The sequence below is a fragment of the Micromonospora sp. CV4 genome (assembly GCF_003667455.1).
In the GTDB taxonomy this organism is placed as follows: Bacteria; Actinomycetota; Actinomycetes; order Mycobacteriales; family Micromonosporaceae; genus Micromonospora.
The window spans coordinates 1-24,912 of the sequence record NZ_RCVI01000277.1 but is presented as its reverse complement, the minus strand read 5'-3'; the positions used below and the strand labels follow the sequence as shown (position 1 = coordinate 24,912).

Genomic DNA, 24,912 nt, shown 5'->3' with positions numbered 1-24,912 from the left:
GGCATGAGCACCCACACCGAGCACCAGGCCCAGCAGGGCCGGGAGCCGCTCGACGTGAACACCCCCGGGCTGACCCGGTTCGACATCGTGCGCGAAGGCGCACGCCGGGACGACATCGAAATCGTCCACTACGAGCCGCAGGTGCAGCCCGGCACCAAGGCCGAGCGCCGCCTGACCCGGGTGGTGGCCGGGTTCTTCCTGATCACCGGCCTGGCGGCGACCGCCTTCCTGGCCATCTACATCTGGTGGCCGTGGCAGTACGAGCCGGGCCGCGGCGGTGACAAGTTCTACACTCCGCTGCTCGGCGCCACCCTCGGCGTGGCCCTGCTCGCCGTCGGTTTCGGCATCCTGACCTGGGGCAAGAAGCTGCTGCCCAAGGAGGTCTCGATCCAGGACCGGCACGAGGGCGCGGTGGACGCGGACGGCCGCACCATCACCGGTCAGACCATGCTCTACATGGCCGACGAGCTGGGTGTGAAGCGTCGCCCGTTGCTCGGCATCTCGCTGCTGGCCGGTCTCGCGCCGGTCGCCGCGGTCGTCGCCGCGCCGCTGGTCGGCGGTCTGATCTCCCAGCCGCACAAGAACAACCAGATGTTCACCACCGGCTTCGCCCCGGCCGAGGGCGGCGAGCGGATCCGCCTGGTGCGCGAGGACGGCCGACCGGTACGTCCGGCGGACATCAGCAGCGGTGGCCAGCTGACCGTCTTCCCGGGCATCGAGCACGGCGTGAGCAACCGGCACGCCGACTCGCCGACGCTGCTGATCCACCTGCGGGACTCCGACGCGCAGGACTCGCGCCGGGCCAACGAGAAAATCGGCCACGGCGACTACATGTGGGGCAACTACGCGGCGTTCTCCAAGATCTGTACGCACGCCGGTTGCCCGGCCAGCCTGTTCGAGCAGCAGACCAACCGGCTGCTCTGCCCGTGCCACCAGTCCCAGTTCCTGATCACCGACAACGCCCGGCCCGTCTTCGGCCCCGCCAGCCGGCGGCTGCCGCAGCTGCCGATCGAGGTGGACTCCGAGGGCTTCTTCGTGGCGAAGTCCGACTACACCGAGACCGTCGGGCCTGATTTCTGGGAGCGGCCATGAAGCGTCGAAAGTTTGACCTGGCAGCGACGCCGGGCAAGGCCGCGGTGGGAGTGGACGACCGCTTCCAGGTGGCCACCCCGCTGCGCCGGCTGCTGAACAAGGTCTTCCCGGACCACTGGTCCTTCCTGCTGGGCGAGATCGCGCTGTTCTCGTTCATCGTCCTGCTGTTGACCGGTGTGTTCCTGACCTTCTTCTTCGAGCCGGCGATGACCGAGGTGGTCTACGACGGCAGCTACGCCCCGTTGCAGGGCACGCCGATGTCCGCCGCGTACGCCTCCAGCCTGGACATCTCGTTCGACGTCCGCGGCGGCCTGGTGATGCGGCAGATGCACCACTGGTCGGCGCTGCTGTTCATGGCCGCGATCGTCGTGCACATGCTGCGGGTCTTCTTCACCGGTGCCTTCCGCAAGCCGCGGGAGACCAACTGGATCATCGGCTCGCTGCTGTTCTGGGTCGGCTTCCTGGCCGGCTTCACCGGCTACTCGCTGCCGGACGACGGCCTGTCCGGCACCGGCCTGCGGATCGCCTCGGCGATCATGCTGTCCATTCCGGTGATCGGCTCCTGGCTCACGTCGTCGATCTTCGGCGGTGAGTTCCCCGGCACGATCATCATCAGCCGGTTCTTCATCGCCCACGTGCTGCTCATCCCGGGTCTGCTCGTCGCGCTGATCAGCGTCCACCTGGGCCTGGTCTTCAAGCAGAAGCACACCCAGTGGCCCGGCCCCGGCCGGACCAACGGCAACGTGGTCGGCGAGCGGATGTTCCCGCGGTACGCGCTCAAGCAGGGCGGCTTCTTCATGGTCGTCTTCGGCGTCATCGCGCTGATGGGCGGTCTGTTCCAGATCAACCCGATCTGGCTGTTCGGCCCGTACGAGGCGTGGGTGGTCTCGGCCGCCAGCCAGCCGGACTGGTACGTCATGTTCCTCGACGGTTCGACCCGACTCATGCCGGCCTGGGAGATTCCCATTCCGATCGGCGACGGGTACGTCATCCCGCCGCTGTTCTGGCCGACGGTCGTGCTGCCCGGCATCCTGGTGGGCCTGTCGACGATGTACCCGTTCCTGGAGGCCCGGCACCTCAAGGACCGCAAGAGCCACAACCTGCTCCAGCGGCCCCGGGACGTTCCGGCCCGGACCGCGGTCGGCGCCATGGCGGTGTCGTTCTACGTCGTGCTGACGCTGTCCGGCGCCAACGACGTCATCGCCGACAAGTTCCAGATCAGCTTGAACGCGATGACCTGGGCCGGCCGGATCGGCCTGCTGGTGGTCCCGCCGCTGGCGTACTACATCACCTACCGGCTCTGCCTCGGTCTGCAGCAGCACGACCGGGAGGTGCTGGCGCACGGCGTGGAGACCGGCATCATCCGGCGGCTTCCGGACGGCCGGTTCGTCGAGGTGCACCAGCCGCTCAGCTCGGCGAACGGGCACGCGGACGGCCACGGCGAGCTGGAGTACGTCGGCTGGGTGGTCCCCAAGAAGATGAACCGGCTCGGGGCTCTCGGCCCGGCGGTCCGGGGCTTCTTCTACCCGATCGAGAAGCCGGTCGAGGCGCCGGTCTCGCCGGGACACCCGCCGGTCGAGGCCCGGCCCGAGCGCGAGGAGATCGGCAGCGGCGAGAGCCGCCGCTGATCCCCCGACCGCACCGTCACGTGGCGCCCGCCGGAATTCCGGCGGGCGCCACGTCGCATCCGCGTCCACCGCCCATCCGGCCAGGAGTGGGACGGCCACGGCGCGACCGGTAGACCCCGCGCGACGGGCGATCGCAGGAATAACCCCGGTGAGCCGGGTATCCGTGCGGTCCAACGTCTCAAGGGGGGGAAGCATGTTGGGTATCAAACGCCTCGGCCTGTTGGCCGCGCTGGTACTGGTCGGCGTCGCGCCGGCTGCGGCCGCGCAGGCCGCGGCACAGCCGTCAACGCAGGACACCCAGTATCTGCAGGCGGTGCACCAGGTCAACCTGTTCGAAATCACCGCCGGTGACCTGGCCCAGCAGAAGGGCCAGAACCAGGGGGTCAAGGACCTGGGCGCGATGTTGAAGACCGACCACACCCAGCTGGACCAGACGGTGCAGCAGACCGCATCCCAGCTCGGGGTGGAGCTGCCGAACGAGCCCAGCGCCGATCAGCAGGCCGTCATCGACCAGCTGAACAACGCCAGCGGCGCGGAGTTCGACCGGCTGTGGGTGACCAGCGAACTGGCCGGACACGTCCAGTCCATCCAGGCCACCCAGACGGAGATCTCGCAGGGCTCCGAGCAGTCCGTGGTCCAGTTGGCCCAGACCGCTCTGCCGATCCTGCAGACGCACTACGACGAACTGGTCCAGCTCGCCAACCAGCTGGGCATCCCGGTTCCGCAGACCAGCGCCAGCGGTACGCCCAGCCCGGGCGGCACCGGCACCGAGTCGCCGGCTCCGGGTGGCACCGGCACCGAGTCGCCGGCTCCGGGCGGTGGCACCGAGTCGCCGGCTCCGGGCGGCGGCACCACCGAGTCGCCGGCTCCCAGCGAGAGCTGACGTAGCGACAGCAGACGGCCGGCCCACCCGCGTGGTGGGCCGGCCGCCGTGCGCCCGGCGCCCGTTCGGCGCGTCAGTCGGCGCTGGCCAGGCCGATCGCGAACGCCTCCTCCAGATCGTGCTGGGAGTACGCCCGGAACGCGATGTGCGACTCGGTGTTCAGCACACCCGGCACCTTGGAGATGCTGCCCGCGATGACCTGGGCGATCTGGTCGAACTCGCGGACCCGGACAATGGCGATGAGGTCGACGTGCCCGGCCACCGAGTAGACCTCGCTGACGCCGGGGAGGTTGGCCAGGTTCTCCGCCACCTCGGGGATCGCATCGGTGGCGCAGTCGATCAGCACGATCGCGGTGATCACGGGGCATTTCTCCGTTCGTCGGCGTCGTCGCCCATGCTAGATGTTTCCGCCCGGCCCGGAGGCGGGAGGCGTCCCGGCTCAGCCGCGCGCGGTGGCCGGGACGGTCCGGCCGTCCTCGGCGCGGATCGCGTCGCGCAGCCGCTCGCCGTCGCGCACCGTCGCGCCCGGCCAGACCACCGTGCGCCGCACGTCGCCGTCCACCCGCGCACCGGCGCCGACCACCGACTCCACGCAGCGACCGGTCACCGTGGCGGACGGGTCGATCAGGGTGCCGCCGGCGGCGGCGTGCAGGTTGGCCGCCAGGTAGTCGGCCGGGGTGCCGGTGTCGTAGAAGGTGCCCGGGTAGGCCACCACCTCCAGCGCGCCGGCCGCCTCGGCCGGCCGCCACACCGCGCGCACCAGGTCGGAGAAGACCACCGGCAGGTCGCGGACCAGCCGCCAGGGCAGCAGCGAGAAGCCAGTGAAACAGTGCCCGGCGAAGGTGCCCGGCGCCGCCGGGTCCGCGGCGGGCTGACCGAGCAGGCGTACCCCGTGCCCGTCCCAGCCGTCCAGCAGCGCGGCCACGTCCGGGCCCGGCGGAGAACCGGCGTCGGCCAGGTACGCGTCGGCGTTGCCGACCAGCACCGGCCGCCCGTCGATCCAGTCCCGCAGGTTGGCCACGCCGCCCGCGGTGCCGAGCGGATCGCCGGGCTCCACCGACAGGTGGGCGCGGTCACCGACGTGCGTGACCACCTGGTCGGCGAGGTAGCAGGCGTTCACCGCGACCCGTTCGGGCCCGGCCAGGCCGAGCCCGGCCAGCCGGGTCAGCGCCCGGTCCAGCAGCGGCACGTTGCCCACCGGGCAGAGCGCCTTGGGTACCCGTTCGGTGAGCGGGCGCAGCCGGGTGCCCTCGCCGGCGGCCAGCACCACCGCGCAGACCTCCGCGCGTCGGTCGCCCGCCCGGTCGCCCGTCGCCGGCGCGCCGGCCACCCCGGTCACGGCGTGGTGTCGGGCACCGGTGGCGGAAACTGCCCGGCCAGCGGCCCGATGTCGTAGTAGGCGAGCAGCCGGGCGGTCGGCCAGGTCAGCTTGGGCAGGTCGTCCAGCGGGTGCCAGGCGGCCTCGAAGACCTCCGCGCCGTCGACCACCAGCTCGGTGTCGGAGGCCGGCACCTCCGCCTCGAAGACCACATCCACCCAACCCCTGGCGTGCACGACGGCGTTCGGCACCGCCGGGCGCAGCCGGGACGGGGGGAGCCGGATGCCGGACTCCTCGAACAGCTCGCGAGCCGCGCCCACCACCGGGGCCTCACCCCGATCCAGCAGGCCGGCGGGGAGCGACCAACCCTTGCCGGGCGGCTGGCGCAGCAGCAGCAACCGACCCGCACCCGTCGCCTCGGCGTCCCGGACCAGGGTGACCGCGCCGACGATGTACTTGGGCACGGCCAGCCGGACCAGGCGACGGCGCACCGGCAGCGGCAGCCGGTAGAAGGCCTGGTAGAAGATGGCCCGACCGGTGGCGCGGGAACGGGGGATCATGACCCCAGGCTAGTGGTCACGAATGTCCTTCGGACGCGCTGGGGCCCGGCCCGTCACTGTCGATGGTCGACCAGGTCGATGAGCTGGCGTACCACCGTGTCCGGTTCGATCACGCGGTCGAAGACCGCGACCAGCAGGGTCTCCAGGTCGGGGTAGCCCAGCTCCTCGGAGAGGCGCAGCAGCGGCAGGTCACTGGCGAGGCCGCGGTTGTGCTGGCGCAGGGCGAGCCCGATGGTGGCCCGGCCGAGCCGGACCTTGTCGCTGATCGTGATGCCCGGCTCGGTGTGCTCGGCGAACCACCGGTTGATCTGCATCTGCGCGTGCGGCGACTTGACGAAGTCGAGCCACTCCCGACGCGGGCCGCGCGGCGCCTCACCGGCCTCGAAGCCGTTGTCCCCGTCGTTCTCGGTGAAGATCTCCACCACGTCGCCCTCGTCCAGCTCCGAGCTCAGCGGCGCCAGCCGGCCGTTGATCCGGGCGGCGAGGCAGTGGTCGCCCCGCTCGCTGCCCAGCTCGTAGGCGAGGTCGACCGGGGTGGCGCCGGCCGGCAGCACGACCTGCCGCCCGTCGGCGAAGACCTGGATCTGCCCCTCGGCGAGGTCGCAGCGCAGTGACTCGAGGAACTGCGCCGGGTCGGCGGCGTCCGGTTCCCAGTCCAGGACCCGGCGCAGCCAGTCCAGCTGCTCGGCGCGGGCCGCCGCGCTGCTGCTTCCCGAGCGCGGGAAGCGGAAGTCGGCGGCGATGCCGTACTCGGCCGAGCGGTGCATCTCCTCGGTGCGGATCAGCACCTCGACGGTGCGGTCCTGCGGGCCGCAGACGCTGGTGTGCAGCGAGCGGTAGAGGTTGTTCTTCGGTGAGGCGATGAAGTCCTTGAAACGGCCGGGAATCGGACGCCAGGTGCCGTGGATCGCACCCAGTGCGGCGTAGCAGTCGGTGGCCGGGCCGTCGACCACCACCGCGATGCGCGGCAAATCGTACGGCGCGGTGTGGCCGCCGGCGATGGTGTCCTTCCAGATCGAGTAGAGGTGCCGCGGCCGGGGACTCACCTCGGCGTCCACCCGGCTGCGGCGCAGCGCGACCCGGGCCCGGTTGACCACCGCGTCGAGGTACGCGTCCCAGCCCGGCCGGTCGTGCACGTGCCGGGCCAGCCGGGCGTGCTCGTCGGGCTCCAGGTGCAGCAGCACCACGTCGTCCAGCTCCCGTTTGAGGGTCTGGATGCCGAGCCGGTCGCAGAGCGGGACCAGCACCTCCTGGGTCTTGCGGGCGATCCGTTCCCGCGAGGCCGCGGAGCGGACACCGAGGGTGCGCATGTTGTGCAGCCGGTCGGCCAGCTTGATGATCAGCACCCGGACGTCCTTGGCGGCCGCGACGATCATCTTGCGGATCGTCTCCGCCTCGGCGGCCTTGCCGTAGAACGCCTTGTCGAACTTGGTCACCCCGTCGACCAGGTGGGCCACCTCGCCGCCGAAGTCCTCCGAGAGCGCCTGGAGCGTGTAGCGGGTGTCCTCCACCGTGTCGTGCAGCAGCGCCGCCACCAGGGTGGTGGTGTCCATTCCCAGCTCGGCGCAGATCTGCGCCACCGCGAGGGGATGGGTGATGTACGGCTCGCCGCTCTTGCGGAACTGCCCGCGGTGCATGTTCTCCGCGATGGTGTACGCCCGGCGCAGCACCGCCGGGTCGGTGCCGGCATGGATGCCGCGATGGGTCCGGACCAGCTGGGTGACCGGGTCGGAGTCGGTGGTCGGCCAGGTGAGCAACGACCGCAGCCGGCGGGCCAGCGGCAGCTCACCCGACTGGGTCGGCAGGGCGCCCCCCAGGGCGGCGCCGTGTCCGGCGTCGACGTCCACGAGGGACACCTCCTCACCCCGGCCCCTCGGCCGCCGAAACCCGGCGACCGGGAGCAGGCCCACGAATCGGGCAGGACTGCACTTCTCTAACAGCCTAAGCGAGTCGACGTAGTCCGATCGGTCACTTGGTCATGAGCGTTCGGTCGAGAGTTGGTGGGACGCGCCGCTCTCGGCCTTCGCCAGCAGGTCACGGAAACGCCCCGCGCCACCCGCCGGGGAGGACCAACCGGAGGACATCTCCACCAGTCGGGTCTCCGGTCGCTCCAACCAGGACAGGATGCGCTCGGACTCCTCCGCCGTGGCCGCCGGCACCGGACCGTGCCCGCCCGACACCGTCTCGGCGGTGACCCGGATGGCGTTCAGCGTGGGTCGCGGGTGGACGCCGGGCGGGGACACCCCCGCGCCCGCCAACCGCCCGTGCCGGACCAGGGCCAGCTCCCAGCCGCCCCGGGCGGCCGGCCGGGCCGCGGCCAGCTCGACGATCCCGGTCAGCGCGGCCAGCCGCTGCATCCGCACGGTGGCGCGCAGCACCGCCGCCAGCCGGGACCGCACCACGGCGGCCTCCTCGTAGCGCTGGTCGCGGGAGAGCACGTCGATCCGGGCCAGCAGCGCGTCCACCACCGGCTGCGGGTCGCTGGCGGTGGCGTCGCGGAACGGCGTCGCGGCGCGGTGGTCGTACTCCTCGGGGGTGATCTTGTGCTCGCAGGGCGCCGGGCAGCGACCCAGCTCGGCCAGCGCGCAGGCCGGCGTGACGGTGCGCAGGGAGAGCCGGTGCGTGCACTGGCGCAGCGGCACGGCGTCGTGGAAGCCGGCGGCGGCCAGCTCCGCGGCCCGCCGGGAGGTGAAGGGGCCGAGGTAGGCGGTGTCGGTGGGGGAGAGGTCGCGGACCACCGACAAGCGGGGGTACGGCCCGTCGGTCAGCTTGAGCCAGACCATCCGCTCCGGGTATTTCGACCGCCGGTTGTACGGCGGGGCGTGCGCGGCGATCAACCGCAGCTCGCGGACCTCCGCCTCCAGCGAGTGCGCGCACTCCACCGCCTCGACCCGCTCGGCCGCGGCCAGCATCTCGGAGATCCGGGCGCGCTTCTCCCCGGCGGTGAAGTAGCTGCGCACCCGGGTGGCGATGTCGCCGGAGGTGCCGACGTAGAGCGGCCGGTCGTCGGCGGCCCGGAAGATGTAGACACCCGGCACCTTGGGCAGGCCCTCGGCCAGGTGTCGCTTGCGGCGCTGGGTCGGCGTGACCGCCCGGGCGAACTCGATGGCGTCGCCGATCGTGTCGACCCGGTGCCCGCCGAGCCGGCCGATCAGGCCGTGCAGCACGTCGACGGTGGCCTTCGCGTCGTCCAGGGCGCGGTGGGTGGGCTGGGTGGCGGTGCGGAAGTAGGCCGCCAGGGTGCCCAGCTTGCGGTTGGGCACCTCGTCGCGGGTCAGCACCCGCCGCGCCAGCGCCGCCGTGTCCAACACGCGCGGGTTGGGCCAGCGGTAGCCGTGCTTCGCGCAGGCCGCCTTGAGGAAGCCCACGTCGTAGGGGGCGTTGTGGGCCACCAGGACCGCGTCGGCGATGAACTCCAGGAAGCTCGGCAGCACCTGCTCGATCGGCGGCGCCGGCAGCAGCATGGCCTGGGTGATGCCGGTCAGCACGGTGATGAACGGGGGGATCGGCTGCCCCGGATTGACCAGGGTGGCCAGCACGCCCAACTGCTCGCCGCCGCGCACCTTGACCGCGCCGATCTCGGTGATGCCGCCGCCGTCGGGTGCGCCGCCGGTGGTCTCCAGGTCGACCACCACGAACGTGGTCGCGTAGAGCGGCAGCGCCGGGTCCACCCCGCCCACCGCCGGGTCGAGACCGGCGAGGGACTCCTGGACGTACTCCGCCTGTGCCATCGGCGGCACGCTAGCGCGCCGGTCCGACACTCCCGTCACAGCGGCCCCACCAGTCGGCATGGGGCTAGGATGAGAGATCGGCTCACTCACCGGGCGGTGGGCCCGGTCGCGGTGGGAGACTTGCCACATGCCCCTCACCGAGCCGTACGACGACCACCTCCCGCAGGAGGATCCGGTCGCGCGCGACGGTGCGGGCAACCCGGACGACAACGTAGTCACCGACACATCGGACGCACCAGCCCCGACGGCGCCGGACGACGGCCCGGGTGTCGAGCCGGAACCGACACTGCCCGAACCGGTCCGGCAGCGGATCGTCGCGCTGACCGCCGCGGTGCTGCCCACCCTCCCGGCCGACGAGGTCCCGGTGCCGTTGCGCCGGGTGGCCAAGTTCGCCCCGAACCGGCGGGCCCGGCTCGGCGCCCCGGCCATCGCCGCCCAGCTCACCGCCGACCCCCTGTTCCGGCAGCGGGTCACCGCCCGTGTCCTGGCCGACGCCGGTGACCTTGGCGCGGCCGTCGTCGAGGGCACCGCGCCCGCCGCCGCCGACCCGGTCGAGGTGGCCGCGCTGGCCTACCTGGCCCGTCCACGTGGCTGGCGGGAGCTGATCGACGCCAGCGGCGCGGCCGTGCGCGCCGAGGCGGACAGCGCGGTCGTCGCCGAGCTGGTCCGCGAGGCCGAGCAGCGCGCCACCCGCGCCGAGCACGACCGGGCGGTGGCCCGGGTCGAGGCGGAGAAGCTCCGCGACGAGCTGGCCCGCGTCCGTGAGGAGCTGGGTCAGCTCCGCGAGGAGTCCCGGCAGCTGGCCCGCACCCTGCGGGAAACCCAGGCCCGCGAGCGCAGGGCCACCGAGCTGCTGGCCACCGAACGCGGCCGGGCTGCCCGCGCCAGCGCCGACGTGGACGCCGAGCTGCGCCGCGCCCGCGCCCGACTGGCCGAGGCGGAGGCGGCCGCCGGGGTGGCCCGGGCCAGCGCCAAGGAGGCCCGCTCGGTCGACGACGCCCGGCTCTGGCTGCTGCTGGAGACCATCGGTCAGGCCGCCGTCGGGCTGCGCCGCGAGCTGGCGCTCGACCCGGTCGACAAGCTCCCTGCGGACTTCGTCGCCGACGCGTTCGCCGAGCAGCCGGGCACCGCCCCGGCCAGCCCCGCCGCCCGCGCCCGGGACACCGACGATCCGGCCCGGCTCGACCAGCTGCTCGCCCTGCCCCGGGCGCACCTGGTGGTGGACGGCTACAACGTCACCAAGCGCGGCTTCGGCGAGATGTCCCTGGAACAGCAGCGCAAACGCCTGATCACCGGCCTGGGCGGGATCGCCGCCCAGACCGGCGACGAGGTCACCGTGGTCTTCGACGGGGCGGAACGGATGCACGGGCTGCCGCCGGCGCCGCGTGGCGTACGGGTGCTCTTCTCCCGCAAGGGCGAGACCGCCGACGAGCTGATCCGGCGCCTGGTCCGCGCCGAGCCGGCGGGCCGGCCGGTGGTCGTGGTCTCCTCCGACCGCGAGGTCGCCGACGGGGTACGCCGGCACGGGGCGTACCCGCTGGGCGCCGACTCGCTGCTGCGGCGGCTCGCCCGCTCCTGACCGCGCCGGCCCGTGCCTGTCGGACGCGCGCGCTAGCATCGCCGCGACCGCCGGGGGAGGGGAGTCGCGATGATTCAGGACGACGTCACGGTCTTCGTCGACCGAAACCTGCGCGGTGCGCGGTTCACCAGGTCGACGCTGGCGGGCGCGGTGATGCGCGGCGTCGACGTGGCCGGTCTGGACATCGACGCGCCGTGGCTGGCCGACGGCGCGCTCCTGGTCAACGGCGTCGATGTCGTGCCGCTCGTCGAGGCCGAGCTCAACCGCCGGTTCCCCGGCCGCGACCTGAGGCACGCCACCGACCCGGCCGACCTGCGCGCGGCGTGGGCGGCGCTCGAACGGGCCTGGGCGGCGGCGGTCGACCGGGTCCAATCCATGCCCGACGGCGCGGCCGACGTCCCGGTCGGCGGCGAGTGGTCGTTCGCGCAGACGTTGCGGCATCTCGCGTTCGCCGCCGACGCGTGGCTGGGCAAGGCGGTCCTGCGCCTACCGCAGCCGTTCCACCCGCTCGGTCAGTCACACGTCGAGTACGAGACCGACGGCTTCGACATGTCGGTCTTCGCCACGGAGCAGCCGACCTTCGAGGCGGTCCTTGCGGTGCGCGCCGAACGGCAGGCCATGGTGCGCGACTTCCTCGCGACCGCCACGCCGGACCTGCTCGCCGAGTCCCGGCCGAGCGCGTGGTGGCCCGAGCACATCGTGTCCGTCCTGCACTGCCTTCACGTGATCTTCGACGAGGAGTGGGAGCACCTCCGCTACGCACTGCGTGACCTCGACGCGCAGGGCTGACGGCGCGGGTTGGCGGCGGCGCGGGCGCTCGGGGTCGATGCCGGTCACGTGGTCGACAGCCGCCGCGCCAGCTCGCGGCGCAGGACGTCGCGGTCCGGCGTCATCCAGGTGAGCTGGACGACCAGCTCGTATTGCCCGCGTCCGGGTGTCGACCACTGGCCGGGCTGCATCGGGGGCCGGGTCCGCCGGGGGTCGAGTGGCCTGACCACCAGTCGAGGATCCAGCGCGCCTCGGACCTGGGCGCTTGCCACGTTGGCCCAGTCGATGGTGAGTGTGGTGCCGCCCGGTCCGGTCAGGTGCAGCGCCTCCTCGGTCAACCGCAGGGGCAGGCGAGGTTGACGGCGCATTGACCAGCGGAGCGTCAACGAGGCGGCGACGGCGATGAAGCCGAACCGCAGCAGCACCTGCCACCACGGCTCATCGAACACCACCGCGTAGGCGGTGACGAGGGCCGCGGCGGCGAGCGCGACGAGGACCATGGCGGTGCGGTGTCGGCGCGGCGAGTAGTGGAAGTCCACGACGGAGGACGCATCGGCGTTGACCACTGTCGTCCGGTGCCCGTGCGGCCGGCGGTCCAAACAGAACGCCGCTCGGCGTGATCGACACGAGATCGGTGACGTCGGGGTGTCCGGCTGGCCGGGATACCCCGATATCGCGGATCTGGAGTGGATCTAGCCCGCAACGGCCGGTGCGGGCGGTTCTGTCGTACCCGGTGGATACCGTCGATGTGACCGACGGTGCTCGGGTGGCGACCACAAGGTGCGCCGGCCGTGCGTCGCGAGCGATCAGGAGGCGTGATGCTCATCGACTGCGACGGGTGCGCGAGGCGGGGTGACGGCTGTTCCGGCTGCCTGCTGGCCGCCCTGTTCGACGAGACGTCGCCGGCGGCCGGTCTGGTCGCCGCCGAGGTCCAGGCGATCGAGGTGCTCGCCCGGGCCGGTTTCGACGTCGAGGTGCTGGCCACGCCCGAGCGTCCCGGCGAGGCCGGCCGTCGCGACACCCGCCGGGTCGCCTGAGCGCGAGACCGCGCCCGAATGCGACCTTTTCGCGGGCCATAGGATGGGCGGTCACGGCGGGAGGAGCGGCGGCATGAGCGGGGTACGACGCGACGACGGCAGGCCCGTCGACGACACGCTCGTCGGCGCTGCGGCGGGCGGCGGCGTGAACGTCTCCGGCGGCGTGCCCGTTCTCAGCGGCCTGTTCGTCTCCGGCGGCGTCCCCGTCTCCGGCGGCATGCTCGTCTCGGGCAGCGTGTCCATCCCCGGCGGCGTGCTCGCCTCCGGCAGCGTGTCCGTCTTCGGCGGCGGTGCCACGGCTGGTCGCGCGGCCGGCGCGGCGGTGTCCGCGTGACTCCGCGCGCCTGGGCGCTGCTGACCCTCGCCGGGCTGACCGTCGCGCTGGTGGTGACCGCCGCGCTGCTGATCCCGTGGCACCGGCCGCCCGCGCCCCGGGCCGACCAGCTCGCCGCGCTGGGCGACCTGCCCGCCGAGCAGGTGGCCAAGGGGCGGGAGTTCCGCGCCGCGCTGCGCCCCGGCGGCTACACCGCGCTCGTCGTCGGCCTGCTGGTCGCTCTCGCGCTCGGGCTGACCCCGCTGGGCAGCCGCCTGGTCGAGCTGGTGGGCCGGCCGTTCGGCGGGCACTGGGCCGCGCAGGCCGTGCTCGGCGGGCTGGCCGTGGTGCTCGTCGCCGACCTGCTCACCCTCCCGTTCGCTGCCTGGCGGCAGAGCGTGCTCACCCGCTACGGGTTGAGCACCAACGGCTGGAGCGGCTGGGCGGTCGACCTGCTCAAGTCGTACGCGGTCAGCGCGGTGATCGGCGCGGTGGCGCTGTTCGGCTTCTACGCGGTCATCCGGCTCGCGCCGCGCTGGTGGTGGGCGTTCGGCGCGGGCGGCGCGGCCCTGCTGGTGGTGCTGCTGTCGTTCGTGCTGCCGGTGCTGGTGGAGCCGGTGTTCAACCGGTTCACACCGATGGAGCAGGGCCCGCTGCGCACCGAGCTGATGAGCATGGCCGCCCGCGACGGGGTGCCGGTGCGCGACGTGCTGGTCGCCGACGCCTCCCGGCGCACCCGGGCGGTCAACGCGTACGTCTCGGGTCTGGGGCCGACCCGGCGGGTGGTGGTCTACGACACGCTGCTGCGCGAGGCCACCCCGGCGGAGGTGACCGCCGTGGTGGCGCACGAGCTGGGGCACGCGAAGGACCGGGACGTGGCGGCCGGCACGCTGACCGGGGCGCTCGGTGCCGCCGCCGCGGTGGTGGCGCTCTACCTGCTCGGCTCCTGGGGGCCGCTGCTACGGCTGGCCGGCGTCGACTCGGTCGCCCACCCGCGCGCGTTTCCGTTGCTGGTCGCCCTGGTCACGGTGGCCGGGCTGGTCGCCGCGCCGGTGCAGGCGCTGATGTCCCGGCGGGTGGAGGCACGGGCCGACGCGCACGCGCTCGCGCTCACCCGTGACCCGGTCGCCTTCGAGTCGATGCAGCGCCGGCTCGGCTCGGTCAACCTCGGCGACCCGGACCCGCCGCGCTGGGAATACCTCTACTCGGCCTCACACCCGTCCACAGTGGAGCGGATGGCCGCCGCCCGCGCGTACGCCCGGGAGGCCGGCCGATGAACCGCACGCTGCTGATCACCAACGACTTCCCGCCCCGCCCGGGCGGGATCCAGTCCTTCGTGCACAACCTCGCGGTGCGTCAGCCGGCCGGCTCGGTGGTCGTGTACGCGTCGAGCTGGCGCGGGGCGGCGAAGTTCGACGCCGACCAGCCGTTCGAGGTGATCCGGGAACGCACCCGGGTGCTGCTGCCCACTCCGCTGATCGCCCGTCGGGCGGCGCGGCTGGCCCGCGCGTACGACTGCGACACCGTGTGGTTCGGCGCGGCGGCTCCGCTCGGGCTGCTCGCCGCCGGCCTGCGTCGGCGGGCCGGGGTGCGCCGCGTGGTGGCGCAGACCCACGGCCATGAGGTGGGTTGGGCGGCGTTGCCCGCCGCCCGGCCGGCGCTGCGCCGGATCGGTCGTGGCGTCGACGTCACCACCTACCTCGGCGAATACACCCGCAGCCGGCTCGCCCGTGTGCTGGACGGGCTGACCGAGCTGCGCCGGCTGGCGCCCGGCGTCGACGTGGACACCTACCACCCGACCGTGGACGGCGAGCCCGTCCGGGCCCGGCTGGGGCTGACCGACCGGCCGGTGGTGGTCTGTGTGTCCCGGTTGGTGCCGCGCAAGGGGCAGGACATGCTGATCCGGGCGCTGCCGGAGATCCGCCGCCGGGTGCCCGACGCGGCGCTGCTGATCGTCGGCGGCGGGCCGTACCGGGCGACCCTGGAGAAGCTGGCCCGGCAGGCCGGGGTGGAACGGGACGTGGTCTTCACCGGTTCGGTGCCGGCGGCCGAGTTGCCGGCGCACTACGCGGCCGGCGACGTCTACGCGATGCCCTGCCGCACCCGCAACCGTGGGCTGGACGTGGAGGGGCTCGGCATCGTCTATCTGGAGGCGTCCGCGACGGGCCTGCCGGTGGTGGCCGGTGACTCCGGAGGCGCGCCGGACGCGGTGCGCGAGGGGGAGACCGGCTACGTGGTCCGTGGCCGCGACGTCGCCCAGCTCGCGGACCGGGTGGCCCGGCTGCTCGCCGACCGGGACCTGGCGCGCCAACTGGGCGCCGCGGGTCGCGCCTGGGTGGAGCGGGAGTGGCGCTGGGAGGCGCAGGCGCAGCGGATGGCGGCCCTGCTCGCCGGCTGACCCGCCGCGCTTCAGGTGGCAGTCGACCGGGGCGGGGCGTAGCGCGGCACGTACTCCTGGCCGGTGAGCCGCTGGATCGCCGCCATCACCTCGTCGGTGATCGTCCGGATGTCGCGTGGGCCGTTGATCCGGCCGGCGACCGGGATCGGCGGGCCGAAGTGCAGGCTGACCGGGTGCCGGCGCGGCAGCCGCGCGTCGACGGGCAGCACCTCGGCGGTGCCGAGCACGCCGACCGGGATGATCGGCACCTCGGCGTCGCGGGCCAGTCGGGTCATGCCGACGCGGCCCCGGTAGAGCCGCCCGTCCGGGGAGCGGGTTCCCTCGGGATAGACGGCGACCAGGCCGCCGGCGCGCAGCACCGGCACGGCGGCGTCGAGGGCGCTGAGGGCGGCCCGGCCGCCGGCGCGCTCGACCCGGATCGCGCCCATGCCGGCGACGATCCGCCGGTTGAGCCAGCCGCCGGGGCCGCGGCCACTGAAGTACTCGGACTTGGCCCAGAAGGTGACGTGCCGTGGCGTCACGCTGACGAGGAACAGCTCGTCGGCGACGGAGAGGTGGTTGCCGGCGAGGATCGCGCCGCCGCGCCGGGGCAGGTGTTCGAGCCCTTCCACGCGCGGCCGCCAGCCCAGCCGCAGCGTGGTGCCGACGGTCAGCTTGGTGAGGTCGTACAGCAGGGGCACGTGTCCTCCGGGTGCGGATCGGATGGTCAGTCGGGGGCCGGGCCCAGGTGGGCGTCCAGCGCGGCGTGCAGCAGGGCGTGGTCCTCGGTGGCGCCCGTGGCCAGCGGCAGGCTGCCCCAGGCCCAGAGCTGGGCTATGCCGTGCAGGTTGGCCCAGAGCGCGCCGGCGAGCACCGGGGCCGGTGCGTCGGTCGGCCGGCGTACCTGAGCCACCAGGTCGGCCAGGACGGCGAACAGGGGCAGGCTCGTCTCGCGCAGCTGTAGCCGACCGCTGTCCAGGAGGTCGTGCCGGAACATCAGCTCGAACATCCCGCGATGCGCCGCCGCGAAGTCGAGGTACATCCGGCCGAGCGCGACCAGCCGGGCGCGCGGGTCGGAGCCGGCGGCGCGTATCGTCTCCTCGACGCGGGCGGAGAGGTCGGCGAAACCCTCCCGCGCGATGGCGGAGAGCAGGTCGACGTGGGTGGGGAAGTAGCGCCGGGGTGCGCCGTGCGAGACACCGGCCCGGCGGGCGATCTCCCGCAGTGACACCGCCGACTGGCCCTCGCGCAGCACCAGGTCCACCCCGGCGGCCACCAGTCGGGCCCGGACGCCCCCGTCCTCACTCATAGACAGTGTCTACCACCCTGGCGTAGACACTGTCTACTCTGCTCCGGCCCGCCGATGCCCGACGGCACGGGACGCGGCCGTCGGTATCTGGGTGCTCGCCCTCTCAAGCGGTATACCTCAGAGTCATAGATATGCCTGTGAGGTATGGCGGTTGTCCGACCGCACGGCCCTGAGGGGCCGCACTCGACCGGCGGCAGCGGCAGGTCACGGCAGTGGACCGGCGGCAGCGGCAGGTCACGGCAGTGCCGGGCGGCAGTGACGGGGCGGCAGTGACGGGGCGGCAGTGCTGGGGCGGTGCGGTGGTCAGCGGATGCGGGCCAGGATCCGATCGGCGGGGGCGGGTCGGCCGAAGTGCCAGCCCTGGGCGGCGTCGCAGCCGATCGCCCGCAGCCGCTCGGCCTGCCCGGCGGTCTCCACCCCCTCGGCGGTCACCGTCAGGTCCAGTGCGTGCGCCAGGGAAACCAGCGAGGCGAGGATCCGCTCATCGGTGCGCCCGACCGACGGCGACCGCAGCCCGGCCACGAACTCCCCGGCCACCTTCAGTTCGGTCACCGGCAGGTCCCGCAGGTACGCCAGATTGCTGTAGCCCGTGCCGAAGTCGTCGATGGCGATCCGTACGCCGAGGTCCGCCAGGACCCGCAGGGCGCGCACCGGCTCCTTGGCCGTGCTCATCATCGTGCTCTCGGTGATCTCCAACTGGAGTCGCTCCGGCGGCAGCCCGGTCTGTCGCAGCAGGGCGCGCACCTCCTGCACCAGTCCGGGCCGGTGCACCTGCCGGACCGCCAGGTTCACGCTCACGAACGGCGCGGCCGTGCCACCGGCCGACCAGGCCTCCGCCTCCCGGCACGCCTCGGCCAGCACCCACCCGCCCAGCTGCACGATCAGCCCGGTCTCCTCGGCCAGCCCGATGAAGCTGTCCGGTCGCAGCACACCCAGCTCCGGGTGGCGCCAGCGAACCAGCGCCTCCACGCCGATCAGCCGGCCGTCGCGAAGCGAGGTCAGCGGCTGGTAGTCGAGGTAGAACTCGCCTCGCTCCAAGGCAGCCGGGATGGCCGCGGAGAGCGCGTACCGGGCCAGCTCACGTCGGTTGCGCTCGGCGTCGTAGAGCGCCCAGCTCGCGCCGCCGGCCGACTTCGCCCAGTGCAGGGTGCTGTCGGCGGCCCGCATGAGGTCACTGGGGTTGGCGCCGGCGACCTGGCGCTCGACGATGCCGATGCTCGCCGAGACCTGGAGCTCGTGCCCGTCCACCAGTGTCGGTGTCCGGACGGCGGCCAGCGCGGCTTCGGCCACCGCCACCATGTCGTCGGTGCCGCCGCTGCGCTCCACCAGGATGACGAACTCGTCCCCACCGAGCCGGGCCACCAGGTGCTCGCCCACGGTCTGGCACAGCCGCTCGGCCACGGTGATCAACAGTCGATCGCCGGCCTGGTGCCCCAGCGTGTCGTTCACGACCTTGAACCGGTCCAGGTCGAGGAAGCACACGCCGACCCGCTGCGCGCCCCGGCCCGGCTCGTTGAGCGCGGCGGTGAGCCGCTCGGTGAACAGCGTCCGGTTGGGCAGGCCGGTGAGGGGGTCGTGGGTGGCCTGGTGCCGGAACCGCGCCTCGCTGGCCCGTAGCGCCCGCTCGGCCTGCGTCCGCGCCATCATGGCGGCCCGGCGGATCGACTCCTGCTCGTCGAGCGTCCGGTCCCGCAGGGCCCGCGCGTAGCCGGTCGCCACGGCGGCGAGCAGCCGCGCCAGCCGGTCCTCGACCTCCTCGGCCACCAGCCCCAGGTCGCGGATCAGCCGGAGCTGGATGACCTCGACGGTACGGCCCAGCCCCTCCGCGGAGGCGATGTGCGCGGCGACCAGTTCGGCACCCACCCGATGACCGGCGCGGAGGTCGAACGGCTCGGCCAGCAGCGCGCCGGCCAGCTGCCCGGTGAGCCGGTGCAGCAGGGTCTCCAACTGGGCCTGGGTCATCGGCAGGTAGCTGGTGCCGGAGACGGCCTTGGCCCAGGCCCTGGCGAACGTGCCCGGGCAGGTGGTCGCCCCGGGCGACTCAGCCACCGAGGCGCCCGACGCCGCCCATGAAGACAGCGCGCTCGGCGTCCTCCGCGCTCTCCGGAGTGTCCGGCCGCCACTGCGGCACCCAGACCACGCCCGGGTCGAGCAGCTCGAACCCGTCGAAGAGCGCGGTCAACTCGGCCCGGCTGCGGACCCAGAGCGGGTTGTCGGTACGCCGGTAGACCCGCTCCGCCTCGGCCCGCTCGTCCTGGCTGCGCCCGTCGTCGCTGGCCTGCGACAGCACCAGGTAGCTGCCCGGGGCCAGCGCCTCGCGCAGGGTCCGCAGCAGCTCCGCCGGATGGTCCTCGTCGGAGACGAAGTGCAGCACGGCCACGATCATCACGGCCACCGGCTGGTCCAGGTCGAGCAGCTTGCGGACGTCGGGGTGGGTCAGGATCTTCTCCGGGTGCCGCAGGTCCTCCTGCACCACCACCGCGCGGTCGTTGCCGGCCAGGATCTCGCGGCTGTGCGCCACGGCCACGGGGTCGACGTCCACATAGACGACCCGGGACTCCGGGTCGAGCCGCTGGGCGATCTCGTGCACGTTCCCGACCGTGGGAATGCCCGAGCCGATGTCCAGGAACTGCCGGATCCCCGCCTCGGCGAGGTGGTGCACCGCCCGGCGCAGGAACGCCCGGTTGGCCTGGGCCATCAGGGGCGCCTCCGGCACGGCGGCCACCATCGCCTGCGCCGCGGCCCGGTCGGCCGCGAAGTTGTGGGACCCGCCGAGGTAGTAGTCGTACATCCGCGCGACGCTCGGGCGCTCGATGTCGATGGTCTCGGGTGCCCAGTCCGGCCGCTGCATGCGATCACCCCTCGAGTCCGCGACGCGGGCGTCGTCGCCCGCGCGGGTATTGTGCCCCGCACGTTCCCGCCAGACCATAGCGCGCCGCGAGGTTCCCGCCGACGTCGGTCGATACGCGAAGGTCCGCGCCGGCCGGAGCTGGCGCGGACCTTCGGTCCCGGCGTCCCGCTCGACGAGCGGGGGCGGGTCAGAACTTCGGGGCGTCCGGCGCCTCGAGCAGGCCGAGCCGGAGCGCGGTCATCAGCGCCTGCGCCCGGTTGGCCGCACCGAGCTTCTCGTACAGCTTGGAGATGTGCGTCTTGGCCGTGGACTCGCTGACGAACAGCTGCTTGGCGATGCCGGCCACGCTCATCCCGTCGGCGAGCAGCCGCAGGACCTGCCCCTCCCGCGGGGAGAGCTGCGGACCGGACGGGGCGAGCCGGCGCTTCATCGCCTCGGCCAGGTCGGCCGCGGTGAACGCGCTCGGCGAGGAGGCGGCGTGCCGTGCGGCGGCCACCACCTCGTCGGCCGGGGCGGTCTTCGGCACGAAGGCGCTCGCGCCGGCCTCCAGGGCGCCGAAGAGCTGGTCGTCGCCGGCGTACATGGTCAGCACCACGATGCCCATCGACGCGCTGGACTTGCGCAGCGCCCGGGTGGCCTCGAGGCCGCTGCCGTCGGGCAGCCGGAGATCCATGATCACCACGTCCGGCTGAAGCGCACCGGCCTGGCGTACCCCCTCTGCCGCCGTGGCGGCCTCACCGACGACCTCGAACTGACGGTCGCGCTCGAAGGCGTGCCGCAGGCCCTTGCGAATCAGGTCGTGGTCGTCGACAAGGAGGACCTTGGTGCGGGTGGCCGGTGTCGGACTGGTGGTCATCCTCGGGTTACTCCCCTTCTGCTGCTGCGCTACCGCGCAGGTTATCGCGCCGGGGCGAGGTGCCGAGAACCACCGCCACGGTTGTGCCGCTCGGTTGCCGGGGCCTGATCTCCAACCGGCCCCGGATACGTTCCGCCCTCTCGGCCATGATCGCAAGACCGTACCGCCCGTCGGGCCGCTGGTCAGCCATCCCCTGACCGTCATCCGACACTTCAATTTGCGCGTACGGCGGGTCCACCTCGCACGTGACCCAGAGATTGGAGGCCCCGGCGTGCTTGCGCGCGTTGGTGACCGCCTCCTGCGCGATGCGCAGCAACTCGGCCTCGGTGGCCGCCGGCAGCCGCGCGGTGGACTCGTCCAGCGACAGGTGCACCCGCAGCCCACCGGAGGCGCCCACGGTGCGCGCGTACTCGGCGATCGCCGCGGCCAGCCCGCCCTGCCGGTCCACCTCGCTGCGCAGCTCGAACAGGCTCAGCCGCAGCTCGGTGATCACCCGGGTCACCTCGCCGCGCAGCGTACGCAGCGCCTCGGCGGTCTCGTCGGCGTCGTCGAAGACGGTGGCCAGGGCGTTGTCGATGCCGTAGCCGACCATCACCAGCTCCTGCGCCACCCCGTCGTGGATCTCCCGCGCCAGCCGCTGCCGCTCCTCGTTGGTGGCCAGCGAGCGGACCTCGTCGAAGAGCAGCGCCGCCTCCAGGCGCAGCGCGGCCGGCCGGGTCAGCGCGGTCACCCGGGACACCACCGGCGGCGGGTACGCCTGCGCGGCGTCCGCCTCCAGCACCACCAGCCCCACCGTGCGCACCCCGGCGACCAGCGGAACGATCAACGCGGAGACGTCGCCGCCCCGGTGCGAGCGGGACTGCGACCGCGCGGCCGTCGTGGCCTGCTGGCTGGCCCACGCGTCGGCGATCGCCGAGTCCGCGTCCAGCGTCGTCTCCCAGTCCACCCGGTCCAGCCCGGCCTGGGCGAGCACCACGAGCCGGCCGCCGCCACTGGCCGACAGCACCGCCCCCCGGTCCGCCCGGGCCACCGTGCGCAGCTCCTCCAGCAGGTGCTCGGAGATGCCGCCCGGGTCCAGGGTCGCCCCGGGAAGCTGCCGGGCCACCGTGCGGAGCTGGGTCAGCAGCCGGGTCGCCTCGGCGTACGGCTGGGGTTTGCCCTCACCGCGTACCGCCATCACCCGGTGCAGCGTGCCGGCGGCGTAGAGGCCCAGCGCGGCGAGGATCAGCCACTGCGCGCAGACCGCGAGGTAGCCGAGCTGGCCGAGCTGACGCTCCCCGCCGACCTCGGTGAGCGCCCCGCTGACCAGCAGGGTGGCGGCGGTGACCGCGAGCAGCGCGGCGCCCTCGGAGAAGCGGCGGCGCAGCGCGGTGACGGTCACCGGCACCGCCAGGTAGGGCAGCACCGCCGAGGCGCCGAGCCCGTCGACCGTGCCGCCGATCGACGCGACCGCGGCCACCTGGCTCGCGGCCAGCCCCAGCACGATCACCTCGGCCACCCGGCTCAGCGGCCCGATCAGCCGGTGCTGAGGGGCCAGCAGCGAGGGCAGCCCGGCGATCGCCAGCAGCGCGATCCACCACAGCTGGGTGACGTCGCGGGTGGCGAACAGGGTCAGGATGGCGACCAGCGCCAGCATCACCAGGCGGGCGGCCGCGGCGAGGGGATGCGGGTGTGGTGCGGCGGATGTCGATGCGGGCACGTGACGGATGGTAGTCAGCCCCGGTAGATATCGGCGATCTCCGCCGCGTACGTCTTGTGGACAACCTGCCGCTTGACCTTGAGCGACGGGGTCAGCTCGCCGGTGGCCTCGGCGAAGTCGCGGGGCAGGACCCGGAACACCTTGATCGCCTCGGCCTTGGAGACGGCCCGGTTCGCGCTGTCGATCGCGGACTGGATCTCCGAGCGCAGGCCCTCGTGCTCGCGCAGCTCCTCGACCCGGGTGTCGGCGGGCAGCCCGGCCGACTCCAGCCAGGCGGGCAACGCCTCCTCGTCGATGGTGACCAGGGCCGCGATGAACGGCTGCCGGTCGCCGACCACGACGCACTGGCTGATCAGGGGGTGGGCGCGGACCTGGTCCTCCAGCACCGCCGGGGCGACGTTCTTGCCGCCCGCGGTCACGATCAGCTCCTTCTTCCGGCCGGTGATGCTGAGGTAGCCGTCGGTGTCGAGCTGGCCCAGGTCGCCGGTGCGGAACCAGCCGTCGGCGGTGAGCGCCTCGGCGGTCGCCGCCTCGTTGTGCCAGTAGCCCTGGAAGATCAGGTCGCCGGAGATCAGGATCTCGCCGTCGTCGTCGATCCGGACGGTCACGCCGGGCAGCGGCCGGCCGACGGTGCCGATCCGGGTGCCGGTGGGCAGGTTCGCCGCCGCGGCGGGCGAGGTCTCGGTCAGCCCGTAGCCTTCGAGGACCGTCACGCCGATGCCGCGGAAGAAGTGGCCGAGTCGGGCGCCGAGCGGCGCGCCGCCGGAGATGGCGTCCCGGCACCGGCCGCCGAGCGCGGCACGCAGCTTGCCGTAGACCAGCCGGTCGAAGACCGCGTGCTGGGCGCGCAGGGCCAGGCCGGGCCCGCGGGAGGTCTCCAGCGCCTCGCTGTACGCGATGGCGACCTGCTCGGCGCGCGCGAAGATGCCGCCCTTGCCGTCGGCCTCGGCCTTCTGCTTGGCCGCGTTGTAGACCTTCTCGAACACCCGGGGGACGGACAACACGAAGGTCGGCCGGAACTCCTGCAACTCGGCGACCAGGTTCCTGGTGTCGGCGCTGTGCGCCATGGTGGCGCGGGCCTGCACCACGCCGATCTGGATCAGCCGGGCGAAGGCGTGCGCCAGCGGCAGGAAGAGCAGGGTGGAAGCGCCGGGGTGGAACAGGTTGGGCAGCACCGGCACCGCGTTGGCGATGTCGGCGTACATGTTGCGGTGGGTGAGCACGCAGCCCTTGGGTCGGCCGGTGGTGCCGCTGGTGTAGATGATCGTGGCCAGGTCGTCGGCGCGGGCCGCCTTGCGGCGCTGCTCCACCTCGGCCACGTCGACCGCGGCGCCGGCCGTGACCAGCTCGTCGACCCCGCCGCGGTCGAACTGCCAGACGCGCTCCAGCTCGGGCAGCCGGTCCCGGACGTCGGCGATCAGGCCGGCGTGCGCGTCGGTCTCCACCACCACGGCGACCGCGCCGGAGTCGGCGAGGATCCAGGCGGCCTGCTCGGAACTGGAGGTCTCGTAGATCGGTACGGTGACCGCTCCGGCCGCCCAGATGGCGTAGTCCAGCAGCGTCCACTCGTAGCGGGTGCGGCTCATCAGCGCGACCCGGACGCCCGGCTGGATGCCGGCGGCGATCAGCCCGCGGGCCACCGCCACCACCTCGTCACGGAACTGCCGGCAGGTCACGTCCGTCCAGGTCGTGCCGTCGGTACGGCGGACGAACTGCACGGCGTCCGGCGCGACCTCGGCGTTGTCCCAGACCGGATCGGTGAGGTTGGCCGCGTCGCCAACGGTGACGATCGGCGGAACGGAGAACTCGCGCACCTGCACTCCTTCGTGCTTCCACTGGTCGGGTCGGCCGCCGTGGGCGTCGGCTCTGTCGAAACCTACCGGGCGGTCGGGTCGCGTGGAGTAGGCAGGATGGTCGGTCGGGCATCTGGTGGTCGGTCCACGGCGCGCCGTCGGGTGTCGAGCCCGCGTCGCCCCGCGCGGTGAGGGGCGGCGTGGCGCGCTGGCGGTGCCCGCCGGGTAGCCTCCCCCCATGGCGGACTCCTCCACCCAGTCGATCATCATCGGCGCGTCACCGGACCGGGTGACGGCGGTCATCTGCGACTTCGCGCGCTACCCGGAGTGGACCGAGGCGGTGCGCCGGGCCGAGGTCATCGAGGAGTACGAGGACGGCTACGCCAGCCAGGTGCGGTTCACCATCGACGCCGGGGTGATGGCCGACGAGTACGTGCTCGCCTACGAGTACGCCGAGGACCTGTCCCGGATCGAGTGGCACCTGGTGGCGCCCTCGAAGATGCAGAAGAGCCAGCGCGGTTCGTACGACCTGGTGGGTAACCCGGACGGCGGCACCACGGTGACCTACACCCTGGAGGTCGAACTCTCCGTGGGCATGCTCGGCATGTTTCGGCGCAAGGCCGAGAAGATGATCATGGACACCGCGTTGAAGCAGCTCAAGCACCGGGTAGAAGCACCCGGTGCGGCGCAGTGACGCGGACGGCGGCACGGTAGAGGAGCCGACCATGGGCGGAACGGATCCGGGTTCGGCCCGGGAAGAGGCGGAGCGGCTGGTCGCCACCCTGCTCGCGGGGGCGCGGCTGGCCTCCGCCGGCTCGGCGGGCGGGGCCTGGGGCCCGCTGGGCGGGATGCTGGCCGGTGTCCTCGGTCACAGTGCCGCCCCCGGTGGTCAGTTCGGCGCCGGTGGCGGTTTCGCCACCGGATCCGCCGAATGCTGCGTCTGTCCGGTCTGTCGGGGCATCGCCGCGTTGCGCGACCCGAGTCCCGAATTCGCCGAGCGGCTGGCCACCGGCGCCGGTGACCTCGCGGCGGGCGTGGCCAGCCTGCTCCGGGCGTTCGCCCCGGCGGAGCCGCCCGCGACCAGCCCGCCGGGGCGGGCGCGTCCCGGGGCGGGCCTG

At 73.4% G+C, this 24,912-nt stretch carries 23 protein-coding genes and 1 pseudogene; 11 read left to right on the top strand and 13 right to left on the bottom strand.

Annotated features, from left to right (window positions below; genetic code table 11):
• Positions 1–3: 3 nt before the first annotated feature.
• The 3 genes from EAD98_RS17035 (at position 4) to EAD98_RS17025 (ending at position 3,603) form a co-directional block, all read left to right on the top strand.
• A complete protein-coding gene (locus EAD98_RS17035; RefSeq protein WP_121655043.1) occupies positions 4–1,092 on the top strand; it encodes a ubiquinol-cytochrome c reductase iron-sulfur subunit in 1,089 nt (362 codons plus the stop codon).
• Positions 1,089–2,720: a ubiquinol-cytochrome c reductase cytochrome b subunit gene (locus EAD98_RS17030; protein ID WP_121655042.1), complete on the top strand. Its 1,632-nt coding sequence runs from the start codon at positions 1,089–1,091 to the stop codon at positions 2,718–2,720. Before EAD98_RS17035 ends, EAD98_RS17030 begins: the two co-directional genes overlap by 4 nt.
• 193 nt (positions 2,721–2,913) lie before the next feature.
• Complete coding sequence (locus EAD98_RS17025) at positions 2,914–3,603, top strand: DUF4142 domain-containing protein (RefSeq protein ID WP_121655041.1); 690 nt, start codon at positions 2,914–2,916, stop codon at positions 3,601–3,603.
• Between the two features lie 73 nt (positions 3,604–3,676).
• Here the strand turns inward: EAD98_RS17025 and EAD98_RS17020 are convergent, their stop codons facing one another.
• From EAD98_RS17020 to EAD98_RS17000, 5 genes are all read right to left on the bottom strand, one after another.
• Positions 3,677–3,964: an Lrp/AsnC family transcriptional regulator gene (locus tag EAD98_RS17020; RefSeq protein ID WP_074313163.1), complete on the bottom strand. Its 288-nt coding sequence runs from the start codon at positions 3,962–3,964 to the stop codon at positions 3,677–3,679.
• Between the two features lie 78 nt (positions 3,965–4,042).
• Entirely contained in the window at positions 4,043–4,933 is an 891-nt protein-coding gene (locus tag EAD98_RS17015) for a sugar phosphate nucleotidyltransferase (RefSeq protein ID WP_121655058.1), read from the bottom strand.
• A gap of 5 nt (positions 4,934–4,938) precedes the next feature.
• Positions 4,939–5,481 carry an NUDIX hydrolase gene (locus EAD98_RS17010; protein ID WP_121655040.1) on the bottom strand — a complete coding sequence of 181 codons (543 nt, stop codon included), beginning with the start codon at positions 5,479–5,481 and terminating at the stop codon, positions 4,939–4,941.
• 53 nt (positions 5,482–5,534) lie between these two features.
• The gene (locus EAD98_RS17005) at positions 5,535–7,328 is read right to left on the bottom strand and encodes a bifunctional (p)ppGpp synthetase/guanosine-3',5'-bis(diphosphate) 3'-pyrophosphohydrolase (protein WP_121655039.1); all 1,794 of its coding nucleotides are present in this window, start codon (positions 7,326–7,328) and stop codon (positions 5,535–5,537) included.
• Positions 7,329–7,457: 129 nt separating this feature from the next.
• A complete protein-coding gene (locus tag EAD98_RS17000) occupies positions 7,458–9,212 on the bottom strand; it encodes a DEDD exonuclease domain-containing protein (protein ID WP_121655038.1) in 1,755 nt (584 codons plus the stop codon).
• A gap of 127 nt (positions 9,213–9,339) precedes the next feature.
• Here EAD98_RS17000 and EAD98_RS16995 point away from each other — a divergent pair, with 127 nt between their 5' ends.
• Positions 9,340–10,791: an NYN domain-containing protein gene (locus EAD98_RS16995; protein WP_121655037.1), complete on the top strand. Its 1,452-nt coding sequence runs from the start codon at positions 9,340–9,342 to the stop codon at positions 10,789–10,791.
• A gap of 69 nt (positions 10,792–10,860) precedes the next feature.
• The gene (locus EAD98_RS16990) at positions 10,861–11,580 is read left to right on the top strand and encodes a DinB family protein (RefSeq protein ID WP_121655036.1); all 720 of its coding nucleotides are present in this window, start codon (positions 10,861–10,863) and stop codon (positions 11,578–11,580) included.
• Between the two features lie 44 nt (positions 11,581–11,624).
• On the opposite strand, the gene EAD98_RS16985 is transcribed toward EAD98_RS16990, so the two are convergent.
• Positions 11,625–12,125 carry a hypothetical protein gene (locus EAD98_RS16985; protein ID WP_121655035.1) on the bottom strand — a complete coding sequence of 167 codons (501 nt, stop codon included), beginning with the start codon at positions 12,123–12,125 and terminating at the stop codon, positions 11,625–11,627.
• Between the two features lie 252 nt (positions 12,126–12,377).
• On the opposite strand from EAD98_RS16985, the gene EAD98_RS16980 reads away from it, so the two are divergent.
• The 4 genes from EAD98_RS16980 (at position 12,378) to EAD98_RS16965 (ending at position 15,307) form a co-directional block, all read left to right on the top strand.
• Positions 12,378–12,596: a hypothetical protein gene (locus EAD98_RS16980; protein ID WP_121655034.1), complete on the top strand. Its 219-nt coding sequence runs from the start codon at positions 12,378–12,380 to the stop codon at positions 12,594–12,596.
• 73 nt (positions 12,597–12,669) lie between these two features.
• Entirely contained in the window at positions 12,670–12,930 is a 261-nt protein-coding gene (locus EAD98_RS30965) for a hypothetical protein (RefSeq protein WP_158609810.1), read from the top strand.
• Entirely contained in the window at positions 12,927–14,186 is a 1,260-nt protein-coding gene (locus tag EAD98_RS16970; protein WP_121655033.1) for a M48 family metallopeptidase, read from the top strand. The genes EAD98_RS30965 and EAD98_RS16970 overlap by 4 nt, the downstream gene beginning before the upstream one ends.
• On the top strand, positions 14,183–15,307 hold the full coding sequence (locus EAD98_RS16965) for a glycosyltransferase family 4 protein (protein WP_121655032.1): 1,125 nt from the start codon (positions 14,183–14,185) through the stop codon (positions 15,305–15,307). Before EAD98_RS16970 ends, EAD98_RS16965 begins: the two co-directional genes overlap by 4 nt.
• Positions 15,308–15,318: 11 nt before the next feature.
• On the opposite strand, the gene EAD98_RS16960 is transcribed toward EAD98_RS16965, so the two are convergent.
• The 7 genes from EAD98_RS16960 to EAD98_RS16930 all read right to left on the bottom strand — a co-directional run bounded on the left by EAD98_RS16960 (position 15,319) and on the right by EAD98_RS16930 (position 23,815).
• Positions 15,319–15,987 carry a 1-acyl-sn-glycerol-3-phosphate acyltransferase gene (locus tag EAD98_RS16960; RefSeq protein WP_121655031.1) on the bottom strand — a complete coding sequence of 223 codons (669 nt, stop codon included), beginning with the start codon at positions 15,985–15,987 and terminating at the stop codon, positions 15,319–15,321.
• 26 nt (positions 15,988–16,013) lie between these two features.
• Positions 16,014–16,595, bottom strand: a complete 582-nt coding sequence (locus EAD98_RS16955) for a TetR/AcrR family transcriptional regulator (protein ID WP_121655030.1) — start codon at positions 16,593–16,595, stop codon at positions 16,014–16,016.
• A 303-nt stretch (positions 16,596–16,898) separates the two neighbouring features.
• Complete coding sequence (locus EAD98_RS16950; protein ID WP_199723440.1) at positions 16,899–18,557, bottom strand: bifunctional diguanylate cyclase/phosphodiesterase; 1,659 nt, start codon at positions 18,555–18,557, stop codon at positions 16,899–16,901.
• 79 nt (positions 18,558–18,636) lie between these two features.
• Entirely contained in the window at positions 18,637–19,446 is an 810-nt protein-coding gene (locus EAD98_RS16945) for an SAM-dependent methyltransferase (RefSeq protein ID WP_121655028.1), read from the bottom strand.
• A gap of 187 nt (positions 19,447–19,633) precedes the next feature.
• Positions 19,634–20,302: a response regulator transcription factor gene (locus tag EAD98_RS16940; protein ID WP_007072219.1), complete on the bottom strand. Its 669-nt coding sequence runs from the start codon at positions 20,300–20,302 to the stop codon at positions 19,634–19,636.
• A gap of 7 nt (positions 20,303–20,309) precedes the next feature.
• Complete coding sequence (locus EAD98_RS16935) at positions 20,310–22,001, bottom strand: GAF domain-containing sensor histidine kinase (protein WP_121655027.1); 1,692 nt, start codon at positions 21,999–22,001, stop codon at positions 20,310–20,312.
• A gap of 14 nt (positions 22,002–22,015) precedes the next feature.
• The gene (locus EAD98_RS16930) at positions 22,016–23,815 is read right to left on the bottom strand and encodes a long-chain fatty acid--CoA ligase (protein WP_121655057.1); all 1,800 of its coding nucleotides are present in this window, start codon (positions 23,813–23,815) and stop codon (positions 22,016–22,018) included.
• A 217-nt stretch (positions 23,816–24,032) separates the two neighbouring features.
• Between EAD98_RS16930 and EAD98_RS16925 the strand changes: the two genes are divergently transcribed.
• Positions 24,033–24,488: an SRPBCC family protein gene (locus EAD98_RS16925; protein WP_074313136.1), complete on the top strand. Its 456-nt coding sequence runs from the start codon at positions 24,033–24,035 to the stop codon at positions 24,486–24,488.
• Positions 24,489–24,519: 31 nt separating this feature from the next.
• Positions 24,520–24,912, top strand: a pseudogene (locus EAD98_RS16920) (hypothetical protein); the annotation flags it as partial.

Excerpts from the sequence above, each read along its gene's own strand:
- EAD98_RS16940 (WP_007072219.1), bottom strand. The coding sequence starts at position 20,302 with ATGACCACCAGTCCGACACCGGCCACCCGCACCAAGGTCCTCCTTGTC.
- EAD98_RS16955 (WP_121655030.1), bottom strand. The coding sequence starts at position 16,595 with ATGAGTGAGGACGGGGGCGTCCGGGCCCGACTGGTGGCCGCCGGGGTG.
- EAD98_RS16980 (WP_121655034.1), top strand. The coding sequence starts at position 12,378 with ATGCTCATCGACTGCGACGGGTGCGCGAGGCGGGGTGACGGCTGTTCC.
- EAD98_RS17030 (WP_121655042.1), top strand. The coding sequence starts at position 1,089 with ATGAAGCGTCGAAAGTTTGACCTGGCAGCGACGCCGGGCAAGGCCGCG.
- EAD98_RS17035 (WP_121655043.1), top strand. The coding sequence starts at position 4 with ATGAGCACCCACACCGAGCACCAGGCCCAGCAGGGCCGGGAGCCGCTC.
- EAD98_RS17010 (WP_121655040.1), bottom strand. The coding sequence starts at position 5,481 with ATGATCCCCCGTTCCCGCGCCACCGGTCGGGCCATCTTCTACCAGGCC.
- EAD98_RS16950 (WP_199723440.1), bottom strand. The coding sequence starts at position 18,557 with ATGACCCAGGCCCAGTTGGAGACCCTGCTGCACCGGCTCACCGGGCAG.
- EAD98_RS16995 (WP_121655037.1), top strand. The coding sequence starts at position 9,340 with ATGCCCCTCACCGAGCCGTACGACGACCACCTCCCGCAGGAGGATCCG.
- EAD98_RS16945 (WP_121655028.1), bottom strand. The coding sequence starts at position 19,446 with ATGCAGCGGCCGGACTGGGCACCCGAGACCATCGACATCGAGCGCCCG.
- EAD98_RS16925 (WP_074313136.1), top strand. The coding sequence starts at position 24,033 with ATGGCGGACTCCTCCACCCAGTCGATCATCATCGGCGCGTCACCGGAC.
- EAD98_RS16990 (WP_121655036.1), top strand. The coding sequence starts at position 10,861 with ATGATTCAGGACGACGTCACGGTCTTCGTCGACCGAAACCTGCGCGGT.
- EAD98_RS30965 (WP_158609810.1), top strand. The coding sequence starts at position 12,670 with ATGAGCGGGGTACGACGCGACGACGGCAGGCCCGTCGACGACACGCTC.
- EAD98_RS17000 (WP_121655038.1), bottom strand. The coding sequence starts at position 9,212 with ATGGCACAGGCGGAGTACGTCCAGGAGTCCCTCGCCGGTCTCGACCCG.
- EAD98_RS17025 (WP_121655041.1), top strand. The coding sequence starts at position 2,914 with ATGTTGGGTATCAAACGCCTCGGCCTGTTGGCCGCGCTGGTACTGGTC.
- EAD98_RS16965 (WP_121655032.1), top strand. The coding sequence starts at position 14,183 with ATGAACCGCACGCTGCTGATCACCAACGACTTCCCGCCCCGCCCGGGC.